This window comes from Ruegeria sp. HKCCSA071 (assembly GCF_017872555.1).
Lineage (GTDB): Bacteria > Pseudomonadota > Alphaproteobacteria > Rhodobacterales > Rhodobacteraceae > Ruegeria.
The window spans coordinates 1,362,795-1,379,392 of record NZ_JAEDOX010000001.1 but is presented as its reverse complement, the minus strand read 5'-3'; the positions used below and the strand labels follow the sequence as shown (position 1 = coordinate 1,379,392).

Sequence of the window (16,598 nt, the reverse complement as noted above, 5' to 3'; positions counted from 1 at the left end):
GTCTTGCTGAACTTCGCCCCTTTCCGGGGTCTTGTGACTTAATTTCCATAGACATAATTCGGCAGCCATAGCGCGATTTCAGGAAAGATGATGATTATGGCCAAGGCGCAGACCATCACCAGAACAAAAGGAACGATCGAACTGTAGATATCGCGCAGCGAAATTTCCGGGGGGGCCATCGCGCGCATCAGGAACAGGTTATAGCCGAATGGCGGCGTCATATACGCGATCTGCGTGGTGATCGTATAAAGCACGCCGTACCAGATAAGATCAAATCCAAGCGCACCCACCAGCGGAACGTAAAGCGGCGCGACGATAACCAGCATGGCAGTATCGTCCAGAAACGTACCCATCAGGATAAAGCTGAGCTGCATAAGAATCAGAATCATCCACGGGGAAAGACCCAGCTTTTCGGTGAACAGGCTTTCGATTGCCTTGACCGCGCCCAACCCGTCGAAGACAGCGCCAAAAGCCAGAGCCGCTAGAATGATCCACATGAACATGCACGAGATGCCCAGGGTGTGCCGAATAGAATTCTCGAACACCGTGCGTGTCAGCCGTCCTTTCAGAAAGGCCGCCAGCATGGCCGTTGTGGCTCCGATGGCGGAGGATTCCACCAACGAAGTCCAGCCGTTAACAAAAGGGACCATCATCACCATGAAAATGCCCAAAGGTAACAATCCGGCTTGCAACAGCAGCAGCTTTTCTCGCAACGGAATGTCGCGGTCTTCCGCGGGCAGGACCGGGCCGAGCGATGGGTTGATGCGGCAACGGATGACAATGTAGATGATGAACATGGCCGCCATCATCAGCCCGGGTATCACTCCAGCGAGCCATAACTGGCCGACGGGTTGCCGCGCGATCATCGCATAAAGAACCAGAACAACGGATGGTGGCACCAGAATCCCAAGGGATGATCCGGCCTGAATGACGCCGGTCACCATGCGCTTGTCATAGTTCCGGCGCAGCAATTCCGGCAAGGCGATCGTAGCGCCGATTGCCATACCTGCAACGGACAAACCGTTCATTGCCGAGATAAGAACCATCAGCCCGATGGTTCCGACAGCCAGACCACCGGACAAGCCGCCCATCCAGACATGGAACATCTTGTAAAGGTCATCTGCGATCCGACTTTCGGAAAGGATGTATCCCATGAAAATGAACATGGGCAGTGTCAGCAGCGGGTACCACTTCATGACCTTGATCGCAGCGGCAAAACCCAGATCGTAGCCGCCCCGATCTCCCCATAGGAACAAGGCCGAAACCACAGCGACACAGCCGATTGCACCAAAGACGCGCTGGCCGGTCAGCATCATAAGCATCATTGATGCGAACATCAGCAAGGCAATCATCTCGTATGACATCAGATTACCTCGCGCGGGATATCGTCGCCGCACAGGCGCAGAATATCTTTGAACAATTCTGATATGGCTTGCAGCAGCATCAAGAAGATACCGATAACCATGATCAGCTTGACCGGCCAAAGGTAGGGTCGCCAGATCGTCGCGCTGCGCTCACCACCATATTGGAAGGAATACATCAGGCTGTCCCATCCCCCCCACAGCAAGATGACCAGATAGATGATCAGGAATACGACTGTGAAGGCATCCGTCCAGGCCTTGCGGCGATGAGACCATTCGCCATAAAGCAGGTCCATTCGCACGTTTGACCCCATCTGGATCGAATAAGGGCCACCAAGCATGTAGTAGGCCACCATGGCGAACTGAGCCATCTCGAGCGTCCAGAGCGACGGCACGAAAAAGGTTTTCGAGACCGAAGACCAGAACAGAATACCCATCATGACGAATATGCCGTACATGACGACGCGCCCGATCCAGCGGTTCGTTCGATCAATGACCGCCACGTAGCCCCGCAAGAACTTCATCTCGATACCTCAACTCTCATTGTTTCGCCTCTGTGTGCGAATACGCATTAATGACTGTTTGCAGGATCGGCGTCAGAATCCCGGCAATACGGTCTACTCCCGTTGGTGTGTCGATAAGATCGTTTCGAACTTCGACCATGACATTCGGAAGCCCCCGACTGATCGCATGTTCCTGCAACGTATGCGTGACGCCATCCGTGGCAGAGTAAGGTTCGTTCAACGCGGCTTTCAGACCCGAGTCCTTGGCGCAGCGCAGCATAAGTTGGGCTGCCCGGTCGTCTTCGTCATGAAGAATGCCCAATTCGACTGATCGGGTCCTACCGTTGTAGACGGGAGTGAAACTGTGCATCGTGACAACGACAGGCGGCCGGTCCCGCGCGTCCAGAGTAGACGACAACAATTGTTTGAACGGCTCATAAACCTCGCGGACCCTTTGAGCGCGTTGAGCGTCCGTCAGGTTTTCGTTGCCGGGGATGGAAAACACTTCGCTTACCTGCGGCATTGCATCTGCACGTTCAGGCGAGCGGTTGCAGTCGTAAACAAGTCGGCTGATGCAGGAATGAACCAGCGGCGCGTCCAAAGCCTTCATCAGTTCGACGGAAAGCGCCAATGCGCCAATATCCCATGCTGCATGAGACAATGCAGCGTCCTCAGTCAGGCCCAATCCGTTCAGTGACGCTGGGATGAATCGGCTAGCATGTTCGCATACCAAAACGCACTGTGCCCGACTGCTGGCATTCTGCACGCGGGCTGCCGGAGCTTCGGTTGGTAGAAGCATTGGTGTCTCGGAATCGTGGCACATAAGTAGCATTTGTTACAGCAACCTCACGCCTGTCAAGAAAATTACTGTAGACAAAATTACAAACGAACATATTCTGTAAAAAATTTGAGATACGAAGGTGCCGATGGCCACCGTTGCGAAACTTGTCAAACAGCGGATCCAGGAAGAGCTTGACGATCTGACACGGTCAGAACGGCAGCTGGCCTCGGTACTCTTGCAAGATTATCCGATGACCGGCTTGCAATCGATCACCAAGCTGGCCGCTGCGGCGCAGGTCTCGACCCCGACGGTCATACGTATGGCACGCAAGCTGGGTTTTGACGGTTTTCCCGCTCTGCAGGACGCCCTGCGAGAGGAGGTGGCTGCACAAATCAAAAAGCCGATCTCGAAACGGGATGCCTGGGTTGTGGATGACGAGGTGGAACATCCCACAACGCGGTTTGCACAGGCCGTTTGGACAAATATGCGCCACACGCTGGAACGTCTGGACAAAGAGATGTTCGACACCGTTGCCCAGCTTCTGGCCAACACGGATCGCCATCTTTACGTCGTGGGCGGGCGTATCACGCGTTCAAATGCGGACTATCTGTTCAATCACATGCAGATTATTCGACCCAATGTGACGATGCTGGGCAATTCGGCAAACGTTTGGCCGCAGTACCTGCTTGATATGGATGAAACCTCGGTTCTGGTGATATTTGATATACGCCGATACGAGGCCTATCTCGAGAAACTGGCGCAGGTCGCATCCAGCCGCGGCGTGACGGTTATCCTGTTCACCGACCAGTGGGGATCACCGATTGGCAAGACCGCCAATTACACGTTTCATGCACTGGTCGAGGCGCCCTCCAGCTGGGACTCAACAATAGCGCTACAGCTGATTTCGGAAACACTGATCGCTGAAGTGCAAGAGGCCCGGTGGGAAGAAAGCAAGGAACGCATCGAGGAACTCGAGCGGTTTTTCTCCTCGACGCGGATATTTCGCAGTCACGATTGAAGGCCGTACATCCACCGGGAAATATCACGTTTTTGGCCGCGCTAATTTTCACACTTCCCGCTTGACGCGCCCGGGCGCATGACTTAACCAGCGCAAACCATGTGCGGGTATAGCTTAATGGTAAAGCCCCTGCCTTCCAAGCAGGCTATGTCGGTTCGATTCCGTCTACCCGCTCCAATCCCCACTGATTTCTGCGTCAAATGGCCCTTATGGTTGGCTGTTTCTGGCAGGAATGCTTGACCGGAACGGCGACTGGCGCCAAGAAAGCGTTCACTTTGTAGCGTTCAATTCACAAGGGCCGGACATGGCAAGACAGACCGCCAATAAACCAGCACAATCAGCGGCTCCTGGCGCTAGCGAAGAGCGGGCCCGCTCAAGGAAAATCGGGGTGCTGGGGTCGCTCTGGCCTTTCATGAAACCCTACAGGCTATTGATGATCGGGGCGACACTGGCGCTGATCCTGACGGCCAGTATGACGTTGACCCTGCCATTGGCCGTGCGGCGGGTCGTTGACAATTTCCGCATTCAGGACGGTGAATTGTTGGACTGGTACTTTTTGGCAGCGTTGGGCATTGCCGCTGTTCTGGCTGCGGGAACCGGTGTCCGATATGCGTTGGTCACACGGTTGGGGGAACGTGTGGTTGCGGATATCCGCAAGGCTGTATTTGATCGTGTGATCGGCATGAGCCCCGAATTCTACGAACGCATCATGACCGGTGAAGTGCTGAGCAGGATCACCACTGACACCACACTCATCCAATCGGTTCTTGGCTCATCGGTTTCCATCGCGCTGCGCAACATGCTGATGTTTGTCGGCGGGCTGGTTCTGATGCTGTTGACCTCGGCCAAGCTGACCGGGCTTGTCTTGCTGCTTATCCCCGTGGTGGTGGTGCCGATATTGATTCTGGGGCGGCGTTTGCGCGTGATCAGCCGCGAAAACCAGGATTGGATTGCGGCGTCTTCCGGAAACGCGGGCGAGGCATTGGGGGCGGTACAGACGGTGCAGGCCTTTACCCACGAACAGGCCAGCCGCCAGCAATTCGATGAGATGACCGAGATGTCCTATACCGTTTCGCTGCGCCGGATTCAGACGCGCGCGGTGCTGACGGTGATTGTGATCTTTCTGGTTTTTTCAGGCATCGTTGGCGTTCTGTGGATGGGTGCAAATGACGTACGCAACGGTGTGATGACCGAAGGCGTTCTAATTCAATTCGTGATCTACTCGATCATCATGGCGGGTTCTGTCGCGGCCCTGTCCGAAATATGGAGCGAGCTTCAGCGCGCCGCCGGAGCCACCGAGCGTCTTGTCGAGTTGCTGAATGCCGAAGATACGGTTTCGGACCCCGTTAACTCGGCTCCTTTGCCAAAGGACGTCCGGGGCGAAATCCGGTTCGAAGATGTCAGTTTTCGCTATCCCTCGCGCCCCGATGCAGTCGCGCTGGATCACTTGTCGCTTCAGGTAAACCCGGGCGAGACCGTTGCCTTTGTCGGGCCGTCAGGGGCGGGCAAGACGACGATCATTCAATTGATTCAACGGTTCTATGACCCAAATTCGGGCCGGGTTATGTTGGATGGCCATGATCTGCGGGAACTGGATCGCACAGATTTCCGGAAGTACATGTCTTTGGTGCCGCAGGATCCGGTGATCTTTGCCGCCTCAGCCCGCGAAAACATTCGCTTCGGTCGCCTGGACGCAACAGATGCCGAAGTAGAAGCCGCAGCCCGTGCCGCTATTGCGCATGACTTTATCGCGTCCTTGCCCGACGGGTATGACAGTTTTGTCGGCGAGCGGGGGGTCATGCTGTCGGGTGGGCAGAAGCAGCGTATCGCAATCGCCCGCGCCATATTGCGCGACGCACCCGTGCTGCTGCTTGACGAGGCAACCTCGGCCCTTGATGCGGAAAGTGAACGCGCAGTACAGGGCGCTGTGGATCAGATGCGTGCCGGTCGCACGACCCTGATTGTTGCGCACAGATTGGCCACCGTAAAGAAAGCCGACCGCATTGTTGTGCTGGAAGAAGGCCGTATCGTGGCGCAGGGCAGCCATGATGATCTGGTGTCCCAAGATGGGCTATATGCGCGCCTCGCACGACTGCAGTTCACCGATGGCGTAGCCGCAGAATAGGAGTGACGCTCGGGCATTAGTGAATTCGCCGTAGCGTCACTCTACATTTTACCCCCTTTGAAGGCTAAGGCCTCGCTTGCGCGAGGGTTGTTTTGCTTCCATCTTGGTTGCGAACAACAAGCTCGTGCAAAAACACGGGAGAAAAACGGGAGGAACCACATGGCCTTTGTGGGATTGGAAGACAAGACGCGCATAGAACAGGAAATGTCGTGGGAGGATCGGGATTTGCCTGTCACCTTCCATCAGCTCTTGTCGCGCACGGCAGAGAAATTTCCCAACCACAACGCCATCAGTTTTCAGCTGCTTTCCGGGCCCACGGACAAGGCTGAAACCCTGACCTGGTCGGAACTTCTGGGTAAGGTCAATCAGGCAGCAAACCTGTTCCGCTCGCTGGGTGTTGGTGAAAAAGACGTGGTGGCTTATGTGCTGCCAAACTGTAACGAAACGCTGATTACCATGATGGGCGGTGCAGTTGCGGGAATCGTGAACCCCATCAACCCGCTGCTGGAGCCCGAGCAGATTGCGGCGATCCTGCGTGAGACAGGCGCCAAGGTGGTTGTTACGTTAAAGTCCTTCCCGAAAACGGATGTTGCCCAGAAGGTGGAAGAGGCGGTGCGCCACGCGCCCAAGGTCAACACCATTCTGGAAATCGACCTGAACCGGTACCTGACGCCGCCCAAGTCGTGGCTGGTTCCCTTCCTGCGCCCCAAGATGGGCGAAAAGGAAAAGCTGGCGCATGCGGATTACAAAAACTTCAACAAGGAACTTGCCAAGCAACCGACGACGCTGACATTCGAGGACAGCAAGGAAGATCGCGTTGCTTGTTATTTCCACACCGGTGGGACCACCGGGATGCCGAAGGTAGCGCAGCATAAATACTCGGGCCTGATCTACAACGGCTGGCTGGGCAAAACGCTGTTGTTTGATGAAAATGACGTCATCATGTGCCCGCTGCCGATGTTCCACGTCTTTGCCGTGCATGTGATCGTGATGGCCGCCGTGTCGTCAGGTGCGCATGTAATTTTCCCGACACCTGCAGGTTATCGCGGTGACGGTGTGTTCGACAATTTCTGGAAGCTGATCGAGCGCTGGAGAGTGAGCTTTATCATCACTGTTCCAACCGCGATTTCAGCCAAGATGCAACGCCCGGTGGATGCCGATATCTCAAGCGTGAAAACCGCCTTTTCGGGTTCAGCGCCGCTGCCGGTGGAGTTGTTCCGCCGCTTCGAAGAGGCGACGGGCGTCACCATCGTCGAAGGCTACGGCCTGACCGAGGCCACCTGTCTGGTCTCGTGCAACCCCGTGGATGGCGAGAAAAAGATCGGTTCGATCGGTATTCCGTTCCCCTATACGGATGTCAAAATCCTGCTGGATGGGCCGGATGGACCGACAGAGTGCGGCACTGATCAGATTGGTGAGATCTGCATCTCGAACCCCGGTGTGTATGCAGGCAACACGTATACTGAGGCTGACAAGAACATTGGTCTTTACCACTTTGACAAATACCTGCGTACGGGCGATCTGGGGCGGTTTGACGAAGACGGCTACCTTTGGATCACGGGTCGCGCCAAGGACCTGATCATTCGCGGTGGTCACAATATCGATCCTGCTGAAATCGAAGAGGCGCTGCTGGGTCACAATGCAGTTGCCTTCGCGGGGGCGATCGGTCAGCCGGACGCGCATTCGGGCGAAGTGCCCTGCGCCTTTGTAGAATTGGTCGATGGAGCGTCGGTCACTGAAAACGAGCTGCTGGAGTATTGCAAGGTTCACGTGCATGAGCGTGCTGCACAACCCAAGCATATAACCATTCTTGACGAGTTGCCGAAAACTGCCGTCGGTAAGGTGTTCAAGCCGGACCTGCGCAAACAGGCCATCACCCGCATTTACAACGGTGCTCTTGACGCTGCGGGGCTTGCTGCGCGGGTTGTTCTTGTGATCGACGATAAAAAGCGTGGCCTTGTCGCGCAGCTTGACGCGAACGGATCTTCGGAAGACGATGTCTCGAAAGTGCTGGGCGCATATACCCGGCCCTGGGAGTGGTCCAAATAAGCCGGAGGAACAATGGACTATGAACGCCTGATCGACGAAGAAACCTGGGCGTTCATACGCCGCACGGCCGAAAGCTATCCGGATGATGCGGTCGATTTGTCCATCGAGGACCAGCGTCGGGTCTATGACACGATGTGCAAGCAGTTTCGCCAACCGCGCCCTGCCGGTGTCGAAACCCAGGACCTGTACGCCGATGGCGTGCCGGTCCGCCATTATACCGCCGGGCATCCGACCCGAACGGTTGTCTATTTTCATGGTGGTGGCTTTGTCGTTGGCGGGTTGGACAGCCACGATGATGTCTGTGCCGAGTTTTGTGCGCAGACGGGATACCGCGTCGTTTCAGTCGACTACAGGCTGTGTCCTGAACATGTGCATCCAGCGCAGTTCCAGGATTGCTGGACAGCTGTGAAATGGGCGGCGGTCGAGTATGGCGACCCGCTTGTTCTGGCCGGGGACAGCGCGGGAGGAAATTTGTCAGCAGCTATTGCCCACCATGCGCGCGGGCGGCTGGACAATATTCTGGGGCAAGTCCTGATCTACCCCGGCCTTGGCGGAGATCAATCGCGCGGCTCATATCTTGAGCACGCCCATGCTCCTTTACTGACACTGGACGATATCAAGTTCTATGAAACAGTCCGATACACAGACGCCCAGCCGCAAGGCGATCCGACTTATGCGCCGCTACAGGGCGATGATTTTTCGAAACTGCCGCCTACTGTTGTGATTACCGCTGACTGTGACCCGCTCCGCGATGACGGGAAGGTCTATTGCGAGCGGATCAGCGCGGCTGGTGGTCAGGCCCATTGGATCAACGAACCCGGCCTTGTTCATGGGTACCTGCGTGCGCGAACCTCGGTAAGGCGTGCGGCAGACAGTTTCGAACGGATCTCGGTCGCAATCGAAGCACTAGGGCAAGAGATCTGGCCCTACGACTGAAGCCAGCCAGTTACTTCAGAAACGGCTTAGCCTTCATCGAGTCGGCAAGAGGTGCACCCATGCGACTTAGAATAGTCGGGGCCAATTGGATCTGGTCGATTACGGTTTCCGTGTCAGGCCCTTCGGCATCGCCGAAGTAATACAGCGCAGTTTCCTGTTGCAGGGGGCTGCGCCCTCCGTGGTGTCCGCGCTCGTCTTGGCCGTGATCGGCGGTGACGATCACCTCATACCCCAATTGGCGCCAGCGTGGGATGAACGGGGCCAGCATCTCGTCTGCAACAAAACAGGCATGATCCATTTCCTCGCAGTCGTGATAGAAACGGTGACCCATGCTGTCTAATGTGCAGGTGTGCAGGATGCCATAGTCCAACCCAAAGCGCAGACACAGATTGGTCAGGGTCGCAAATAGATCGATGTCGGACGGGGTCATCTGATTGTCTTTGCCGTAGCCAGTCATGCTGTGAAAGCGACCGTGATTGATGGTCTGGCTCTCAGGCTCGTCATATTCGACGTCGCGGACATAGTCGAACGGGTGACGGTTGAAGAACTGCGACCAGAAACTGTGTGTGACAGCCCCGGTCACACCGCCGGCCTCACGTACCTGGCTAAAAATATCCTTATGGCTCAGGCGAAAAACGTTGCCGTTTCCGGTGCAGCCGTGTTCTTGCGGTGTTACGCCCGTATGGATCGATGCATAGCAACTGGCCGAAGTTGAAGGCAGCACTGCGCGGTGCTTCCACACCCGAGCTTCGCCGCTGTCGACCCAGCCTTCCAGGTTGCCAAACAGGCGGCGGAAATTCCGGTATGGTACTCCGTCCAGGATGATCAAAAGTAGTTTACGGTCCATGGTTCGGCCCCTTGATCTGGGTATTTCATAAGGACGATACGCGAGTTGAAACCATGCGCCTGCCAAATCGCGTCCCAAATATTAAATTCCCGACGTCAGCCAAGATGCAAAACGCCGGGAATCCATTTCTTCAAAGTGATGTTACAGGCGCAGAGATCAGTTCCCCGCGCTTTCCATTTTGCGATGGGCAACGACCTCCTCCAGCCAACCCAGATGCATTTCTGGCACTGAACTCAGCAGAAGGTCTGTATAGTCGTCGAATGGCGGGCTGAGCACCTGACTCTTTGGGCCATAACGGGCCACGCGTCCCTGATACATCACCGCAATGCTGTCGCTGATGGCCCGAACCGTCGCCAGATCGTGGGTGATAAACAGATAGGCCACATCCTCGATCTTCTGCAAATCCAGCAGCAGCTTGAGGATACCGTCCGCCACCAGCGGGTCGAGTGCAGATGTCACCTCGTCACAAATGATCATCTTGGGCTTGGCCGCCAAAGACCGCGCGATACACACGCGTTGCTTCTGGCCACCGGACAACTCGGCCGGATAACGGTCAATGAACTTCTCTCCCAACTCGATCTCGTCCAGCAGCTCGACGATCCGTTTGCGCTTTTCGGCACCGCGCATGTTGAAGTAGAACTCCAGCGGGCGCCCGATGATCGTGCCCACGGTCTGTCGCGGGTTCATTGCCACGTCAGCCATCTGATAGATCATCTGCAACTCGCGCAGGTCCTCGCGGGATCGTCCGGCAAGATCAGGCGAAAGTTTGCGCCCGGCAAACGTAATCACGCCATCGCGGGGCGGCAACAGGCCAGTGATCACCCGGGCAAGTGTCGACTTACCTGACCCGGATTCACCCACAACCGCCAGCGTCTGACCTGGATGAAGCTCGACATTGACGTTGTGCAGCACGTCGAAATTCAGCCCCTTGTAGCGCGCGGTGATACCGTCAACGCTTAGCAGCGGTTCCGCTGTGGGCTGTTTTTCCTCGTGCTCGATCGAACGAACCGAGACCAGAGCCTGCGTGTACTCTTCCCGCGGGTTGTTGATGATCTGATCGGTCGACCCGTATTCAACCGTATTTCCCATCCTCAGAACCATGATTTCGTCGCTGACCTGCGCCACGACCGCAAGGTCGTGCGTGATGTAGAGAGCAGCAACACCGGTATCGCGAATGGCTTCTTTGATCGCCATCAGCACGTCGATTTGCGTGGTCACATCCAGCGCCGTGGTGGGTTCATCGAACACCACCAGATCGGGTTCAGGGCACAGCGCCAGCGCCGTCATGCATCGCTGCAACTGTCCGCCTGAAACCTGGTGCGGGTAGCGGTCACCGATATTATCCGGGTCGGGTAGGCCTAGTTTGGCGAACAGTTCTCGCGCGCGGACTTCGGCCTCTTTTCGCGAAAACTTCTTGTGCTCGACCGCAGCTTCGACAACCTGATCCATGATCTTCTTGGCCGGGTTGAACGACGCGGCAGCGGATTGCGACACATACGCTACCTCACCCCCGCGCAGATTGCGGATATCGCCATGGGATGATTTCAGGATATCGCGCCCATTTACCCAAACCTCGCCGCCGGTGATTTCAACACCACCCCGGCCATAGGCCATGGAAGCGAGGCCGATGGTGGATTTCCCGGCACCGGATTCTCCGATCAGCCCTAGCACTTTGCCGCGTTCAAGGTCAAAACTGACCCCGTGCACGATTTCGATGTCATGGGGTTTCTCACCCGGTGGGTAAACGGTCGCACCGATCTTGAGGTCACGGACCTTGAGAAGGGTATCACTCATCCCCGACCTCCTTTCAGCGATGTGGTTCGGTTCAGGATCCAGTCAGCCACAAGGTTGACCGAAATCGCGAGCGTCGCGATGGCCACCGCGGGGTACAGGGCCGCGCCAATGCCATACACGATGCCGTCTTTGTTTTCCTTCACGATGCCGCCCCAGTCGGCCAGCGGTGGCTGAACGCCCAGCCCCAGAAACGAAAGGGTCGAGATGAAGAGAACCATAAAGATGAACCGCAGCCCAAACTCGGCCACCAGCGGTGACAGGGCGTTTGGCAGGATTTCGCGGAAGATGATCCAGGCACGGCCTTCGCCGCGCAATTTGGCCGCCTCGACATAATCCATCACGTTGATGTCGACAGCAACCGATCGTGACAGGCGATACGGGCGTGTCGCGTCCAGAAGCCCCATCACCAGGATCAGGATCGGGACCGTCACCGGGACGATGGCCAGAATGACCAGCGCCAGGATCAGCGTCGGGATCGACATGACCAGATCAACTGCCCGGCTGAGCACCTGATCGGCCCAACCGCCCAGAACCGCAGCCAGCAAACCCAGCGATGTGCCGGTTACAAAGCTAAGGATCGTAGCCGCAGCAGCAATGAAGATGGTGGTGCGCCCGCCATAGATCATGCGTGTCAGTAGATCCCGACCGATATTGTCGGTGCCCAACAGGTGTTCGGCGCTTGATGGCTCCCACACATCGCCAACCACTTCGGCCATACCGTATGGTGCAATCAAAGGTGCGGCTAAGGCGACAAAGAAATAGAGACCTGTGAAAAACAGACCGATCATCGCCGAAATTGGAATATTCTTCATCATTTCGGATGCCTCAGTCTTGGGTTGGCCAGGATCGATACGATATCGGCCACCATGTTCAGCCCGATATAGACGGCGGCAAAAACCACACCGCACGCCAGCACGACCGGCACGTCACGCTTGGTCACCGAGTCCACCAGGTATTGTCCCATGCCGGGATAAACGAACACCACTTCGACTACGACAACACCCACAACCAGATAGGCCAGGTTCAGCATCACCACGTTTACAATGGGTGAGATCGCGTTCGGAAAGGCATGTCGCGCAATGACCTGAAAGTTCGACAACCCCTTCAGTTCCGCCGTTTCGATATAGGCCGACTGCATCAGGTTGAGGATCGCTGCGCGGGTCATGCGCATCATCTGCGCCAGAACCACCAGTGTTAGCACGAATGCGGGCAACGCGATCGCATTGAGTTTTTGCCCGAATGACATCGAGTCATTGATCATCGCAAGCGAGGAAAACCAGCCCAGCTTTACCGAGACATAGTAGATCACCACGTAACCGATCAGAAATTCGGGGATCGAAACCGTCGTCAATGTGATGGCAGAGATCAGCTTGTCTGGCCAGCGGTTGCGGTAGCGGACCGCCAGCAGGCCCAGAAAGATGGCAAGCGGAACCGAAACCACGGCTGCGGCACATGCCAGAAACAATGTGTTGCCCAACCGTTTGCCAATGCTTTCAGCAATGTCGAGCTTGTTGGTCAGGGACTGACCCAGATCACCCTGAACGATACCGCCCAGCCATTCGAAATAGCGAGTCAGGGCAGGCCGGTTCAGGCCCATTTCTTCGCGAAGGTTTGCAAGGGCCTCTGGGGTTGCGGACTGCCCCAGGACGGCTTGCGCTGCGTCTCCGGGAAGGGCTTCGGTCAGGCCAAAAATCAGAGCCGAAGCGCCAAACAGCAATAGGAGTCCCAGCGCGAGGCGCTGGGAAACCAGTTTGATGATAGGATGCATGATCCGTGGCCTGTTTTACGCGAACCACATCTTACGCGACACGTTGCCGTTCATCATCTCTTGTGTCGGATCGCTTTCCCAACCTTCCAGCTGGTTGCTGATACCTTCGACGAAGTCGTTGAACATCGGGCAAATCAAGCCGCCTTCGTCGCGGACCATACGGCCCATCTGGCTATAGATGCCTTTGCGTTTCTCGACATCCAGTTCTGCACGTGCCGCGAACAGCAAGTCGTCAAAGGCCTGAACTTTGAACCGTGTATCGTTCCAGTCCGCAGTCGACAGGTATGCGGTCGAGTACATTTGATCCTGCACCGGGCGGCCACCCCAATAAGAAGCGCAGAAGGGTTGCACGTTCCAGACTTCGGACCAGTAGCCATCATTGGGTTCGCGCTTGATTTCCAGCGGGATACCGGCCTGCGCGGCCGTCTGCTGGAACAGGGCAGCGGCATCAACGGCTCCTGGAAACGCGCCATCTGCGACACGAAGGATGATCGGCGAACCATCATGGCCGGACTTTTTGTAGTGCTCGGCTGCTTTTTCGATGCTGAACTCACGCTGTTCAATGGTTGAGTCGAACAGTGGATAGGCCGCGTTGATTGGCATATCGTTCCCGATCGAGCCATAGCCGCGCAGAACCTTGTCTACGAGTTCTGTGCGGTTGATGGCGTATTTCAACGCAGTGCGTAGTTCGTTGTTGTCAAACGGCGCGGTATCACAATGCATGATAAAGACATAGTGACCGCGGCCAGCGGTTGAATGAACCGTTAGATTTGGCGCACGACCAAGCAGATCGGCGACTTTCGGCTCGACCCGGTTGATCGCGTGAACTTGTCCGGATTGCAGCGCCGCGGTTCGCGCGGTTGCGTCATTGATGACGACGACTTCGACACTGTCGAAGTTGCCGAAATCAGAATTCCAGTGGTTCTCGTTCTTTGTAAACAAGTGACGCACGCCGGGTTCGTCAACTTCCAGTTTGTACGGTCCAGTTCCGATACCCGCTCCAGGATTATCCATACCGCCATCAGGCTGAATGATCAGGTGGTAGTCGGCCATAAGATAAGGCAGGTCGGCGTTTGCCTCGGTCAGGGTGACCTGGAAGTTGTCACCGTCAGCTTTCATTGACTCGATGCCCTTCATGATGCCCAGGGCACCGGACTTGGAGTCTTCGTTCGAGTGGCGCTGCATGGTTTTCAGCACGTCTTCGCTGGTCATGGTCTTACCGTTGTGGAATTCGACACCCTGACGCAGCTTGAAAGTCCATACTTTGGCATCAGCACTGCCTTCAACACTTTCCGCCAGACGAGGCTCGATCGAGCCGTCCGGTGCAACTTCGACAAGCTGGTCACCAAATTGTTTGCCGTTCTGGAAGGGAACAGAGCTTGCGTAGGTCGCCGGGTCCAGAGAGTTAGTGGATTCACCACCCTGAAGACCAAATTTCAAATCACCGCCCTTTTTCGGGCCAGCAGCCCGAGCGGCGTCTGCGAACATTGTGCTGGCCATCGCAGCCGAAACACCCAAAGCCGCGGCTTTCCCCATGAATTCGCGGCGGGTCATTTTTCCGGCTGTGACCTGACCGGCCATATGCGTGATTTGTTCGTTCATCGAGTATTCTCCCTATCGAGTGGTTTTAACCCTTTTCGGGTTTTTGTTGACGCATGAGTCAACGTTGGCTTATTTCAGCGGGCCGGGCAAGGGTATTTCTCCTCAATGCCGAAGGCCGAAGCGCAAGTAACCTTGTTCGGTGCGAGGCCCTTTCCACAAGAATACTATGATACAATCGTCTTTCAGACCAGTTTCCGAGCCTTTACGGTCCGGGGCGGCATGAAATACGCCAAATCATCCACGTATTGCGACAACCAGGTCCATGACATTGGTGCCAGTTGGCCCGGTTTTTAGCAAGGCTTGGGCTTTTTCAAGAAACGATCCGCTGTCAGCTTTTTTTAGGGCGGCTATACCGCTTTCGTTCCATGTTGCACCGGTAATGATTCCCCCTGCCGCATTGGTCGGTCCGTCTGTGCCGTCCGTGCCGCCGACAACAACTGTCAGGTTTGATTGCCCGGAGATTTCCCGCGCCAGTGCAAGTGCCAATGCCTGGTTTCGTCCACCGCGCCCAGGGTGATCCGGCAAGACCACAGTCGGTTCCCCACCGAAGACCATCACGCCCTTCTCCATGCCGCGTAGCAGTTGGCCAAGATGTGCGGCAACCTTAAGAAAGTCATCATGCAGCGCCTCTTCATTGGCCCAAACCTTTAGCCCAGCCGCTTCGGCGGCTTGTACAACCACATTGCGGGCATGGGCGTTCGAGGCCACGATCCGCGTGATGGCCTCAAATGTGTGGCTGGAAGGCAAAGCGCCGATACCCGATCCAATGACATTGAGGTCGTCGCCCGGTACGTCCGAGATGGCCAGAACAGTCGCGCGCGCGCCCGCAAAGTGCGACAGCAACCCCCCGCCTTTGATGCGGGACAGTTTGCGCCGCTCAGCGTTCATCGCGCCGATATCCATCCCTTCTGACAGCAACCTGCGGTTCAATGCTTCGAGATCGCTCAGTGATTTTCCGGGCAAAAGGTCCTCGGCCAACGAAGACGCGCCACCCGAAACCAAAAGCAGTACATGTGATCCGGGTTCCATCTGTTCCAGCGCCTTACGCAGAGCGTGCCCACCCGCAAGGCTGCGGTTGTCCGGAACCGGGTGCGAGGCTTCGATCACCTCGACAGTGTCCGGCAAGTCCCGACCGTGATCGTCCTTGGTCACGACAAGCGTGGGAATTGCGCCGAACCGCGCCAAGGCTGCCCGTGCCATGGCGGCGGCGGGCTTGCCTACGGCCAGAATACGATCCGGTTTCGGGATGTCGGGCAGGGCGGCTTCGGTGGCGGCATATCCGTCAACAGCCTCAACTCCGGCGTGCCAAAGTTGAACGGCTAGCTTTTTAGTATCCATCAAGTTTCCACCCAGATTGTGACCGGCCCGTCGTTGACGAGTTCAACGGCCATGTCGGCCCCAAATTGTCCAGTTTCCACCGCTACACCCTGCGCGGCAAGGTGGTTTGCGAAGGTGCTATACAGATGCTCACCCAGCTCGGGCGGTGCCGCCGTTGAAAACCCCGGCCTGTTTCCGCTTGTTGTATCTGCCGCCAGTGTGAACTGGCTGATCACCAAAGCCGACCCTTTTACATCCAGAAGAGAGCGGTTCATCTTGCCCGCGTCGTCTTTGAATATCCTGAGTCTGGCGGTTTTCCGCGCAAGGTTTTCAGCCTGGGCTTCATCGTCCCCCTGCATGGCACAGACTAGAATCAAAAGCCCCGGACCGGATGCGCCAATGACGTTGCCATCGACCGATACTTTGGCTTGCGAAACTCTTTGAAGCAGAGCGCGCACGTGGTTCCCCCCTTGGCGATTATCTTGCCTGAGCGAAGG

General features: G+C 56.4%; 14 protein-coding genes and 1 tRNA gene. 5 read left to right on the top strand and 10 right to left on the bottom strand.

Translation table 11 applies throughout. The features are described 5' to 3' along the window. Positions 1 to 38 precede the first annotated feature (38 nt). The 3 genes from I9188_RS06850 to I9188_RS06840 are packed head-to-tail and all read right to left on the bottom strand — an operon-like array spanning position 39 to position 2,663. Positions 39 to 1,364: a TRAP transporter large permease subunit gene (locus tag I9188_RS06850; protein WP_209504651.1), complete on the bottom strand. Its 1,326-nt coding sequence runs from the start codon at positions 1,362 to 1,364 to the stop codon at positions 39 to 41. Then, on the bottom strand, positions 1,364 to 1,885 hold the full coding sequence (locus I9188_RS06845) for a TRAP transporter small permease subunit (RefSeq protein ID WP_209504650.1): 522 nt from the start codon (positions 1,883 to 1,885) through the stop codon (positions 1,364 to 1,366). Before I9188_RS06845 ends, I9188_RS06850 begins: the two co-directional genes overlap by 1 nt. 16 nt (positions 1,886 to 1,901) lie before the next feature. Continuing rightward, a complete protein-coding gene (locus I9188_RS06840; protein ID WP_245220430.1) occupies positions 1,902 to 2,663 on the bottom strand; it encodes an N-formylglutamate amidohydrolase in 762 nt (253 codons plus the stop codon). Between the two features lie 127 nt (positions 2,664 to 2,790). Here I9188_RS06840 and I9188_RS06835 point away from each other — a divergent pair, with 127 nt between their 5' ends. The 5 genes from I9188_RS06835 (at position 2,791) to I9188_RS06815 (ending at position 8,773) form a co-directional block, all read left to right on the top strand. Beyond that, the gene (locus tag I9188_RS06835) at positions 2,791 to 3,663 is read left to right on the top strand and encodes a MurR/RpiR family transcriptional regulator (protein ID WP_209504648.1); all 873 of its coding nucleotides are present in this window, start codon (positions 2,791 to 2,793) and stop codon (positions 3,661 to 3,663) included. 103 nt (positions 3,664 to 3,766) lie between these two features. Beyond that, a tRNA-Gly gene (locus tag I9188_RS06830) sits at positions 3,767 to 3,840 on the top strand. A gap of 127 nt (positions 3,841 to 3,967) precedes the next feature. Next, positions 3,968 to 5,788, top strand: a complete 1,821-nt coding sequence (locus tag I9188_RS06825; RefSeq protein ID WP_209504647.1) for an ABC transporter transmembrane domain-containing protein — start codon at positions 3,968 to 3,970, stop codon at positions 5,786 to 5,788. Between the two features lie 159 nt (positions 5,789 to 5,947). Further along, complete coding sequence (locus I9188_RS06820; protein WP_209504646.1) at positions 5,948 to 7,837, top strand: acyl-CoA synthetase; 1,890 nt, start codon at positions 5,948 to 5,950, stop codon at positions 7,835 to 7,837. Positions 7,838 to 7,849: 12 nt separating this feature from the next. Continuing rightward, complete coding sequence (locus tag I9188_RS06815; protein WP_209504645.1) at positions 7,850 to 8,773, top strand: alpha/beta hydrolase; 924 nt, start codon at positions 7,850 to 7,852, stop codon at positions 8,771 to 8,773. Between the two features lie 10 nt (positions 8,774 to 8,783). On the opposite strand, the gene I9188_RS06810 is transcribed toward I9188_RS06815, so the two are convergent. From I9188_RS06810 to dtd, 7 genes are all read right to left on the bottom strand, one after another. Further along, on the bottom strand, positions 8,784 to 9,620 hold the full coding sequence (locus I9188_RS06810; RefSeq protein ID WP_209504644.1) for an alkaline phosphatase family protein: 837 nt from the start codon (positions 9,618 to 9,620) through the stop codon (positions 8,784 to 8,786). 156 nt (positions 9,621 to 9,776) lie between these two features. Further along, positions 9,777 to 11,414 carry an ABC transporter ATP-binding protein gene (locus I9188_RS06805; protein WP_209504643.1) on the bottom strand — a complete coding sequence of 546 codons (1,638 nt, stop codon included), beginning with the start codon at positions 11,412 to 11,414 and terminating at the stop codon, positions 9,777 to 9,779. Then, a complete protein-coding gene (locus I9188_RS06800; protein ID WP_209504928.1) occupies positions 11,411 to 12,226 on the bottom strand; it encodes an ABC transporter permease in 816 nt (271 codons plus the stop codon). The genes I9188_RS06805 and I9188_RS06800 overlap by 4 nt, the downstream gene beginning before the upstream one ends. Further along, on the bottom strand, positions 12,226 to 13,182 hold the full coding sequence (locus I9188_RS06795; protein ID WP_209504642.1) for an ABC transporter permease: 957 nt from the start codon (positions 13,180 to 13,182) through the stop codon (positions 12,226 to 12,228). Before I9188_RS06795 ends, I9188_RS06800 begins: the two co-directional genes overlap by 1 nt. Positions 13,183 to 13,197: 15 nt before the next feature. Next, positions 13,198 to 14,784, bottom strand: a complete 1,587-nt coding sequence (locus I9188_RS06790; protein WP_209504641.1) for an ABC transporter substrate-binding protein — start codon at positions 14,782 to 14,784, stop codon at positions 13,198 to 13,200. A gap of 234 nt (positions 14,785 to 15,018) precedes the next feature. Then, positions 15,019 to 16,122 carry a DUF4147 domain-containing protein gene (locus I9188_RS06785; protein WP_209504640.1) on the bottom strand — a complete coding sequence of 368 codons (1,104 nt, stop codon included), beginning with the start codon at positions 16,120 to 16,122 and terminating at the stop codon, positions 15,019 to 15,021. Next, positions 16,122 to 16,559, bottom strand: a complete 438-nt coding sequence (gene dtd, locus I9188_RS06780) for a D-aminoacyl-tRNA deacylase (RefSeq protein ID WP_209504639.1) — start codon at positions 16,557 to 16,559, stop codon at positions 16,122 to 16,124. Before dtd ends, I9188_RS06785 begins: the two co-directional genes overlap by 1 nt. Positions 16,560 to 16,598: the final 39 nt, after the last annotated feature.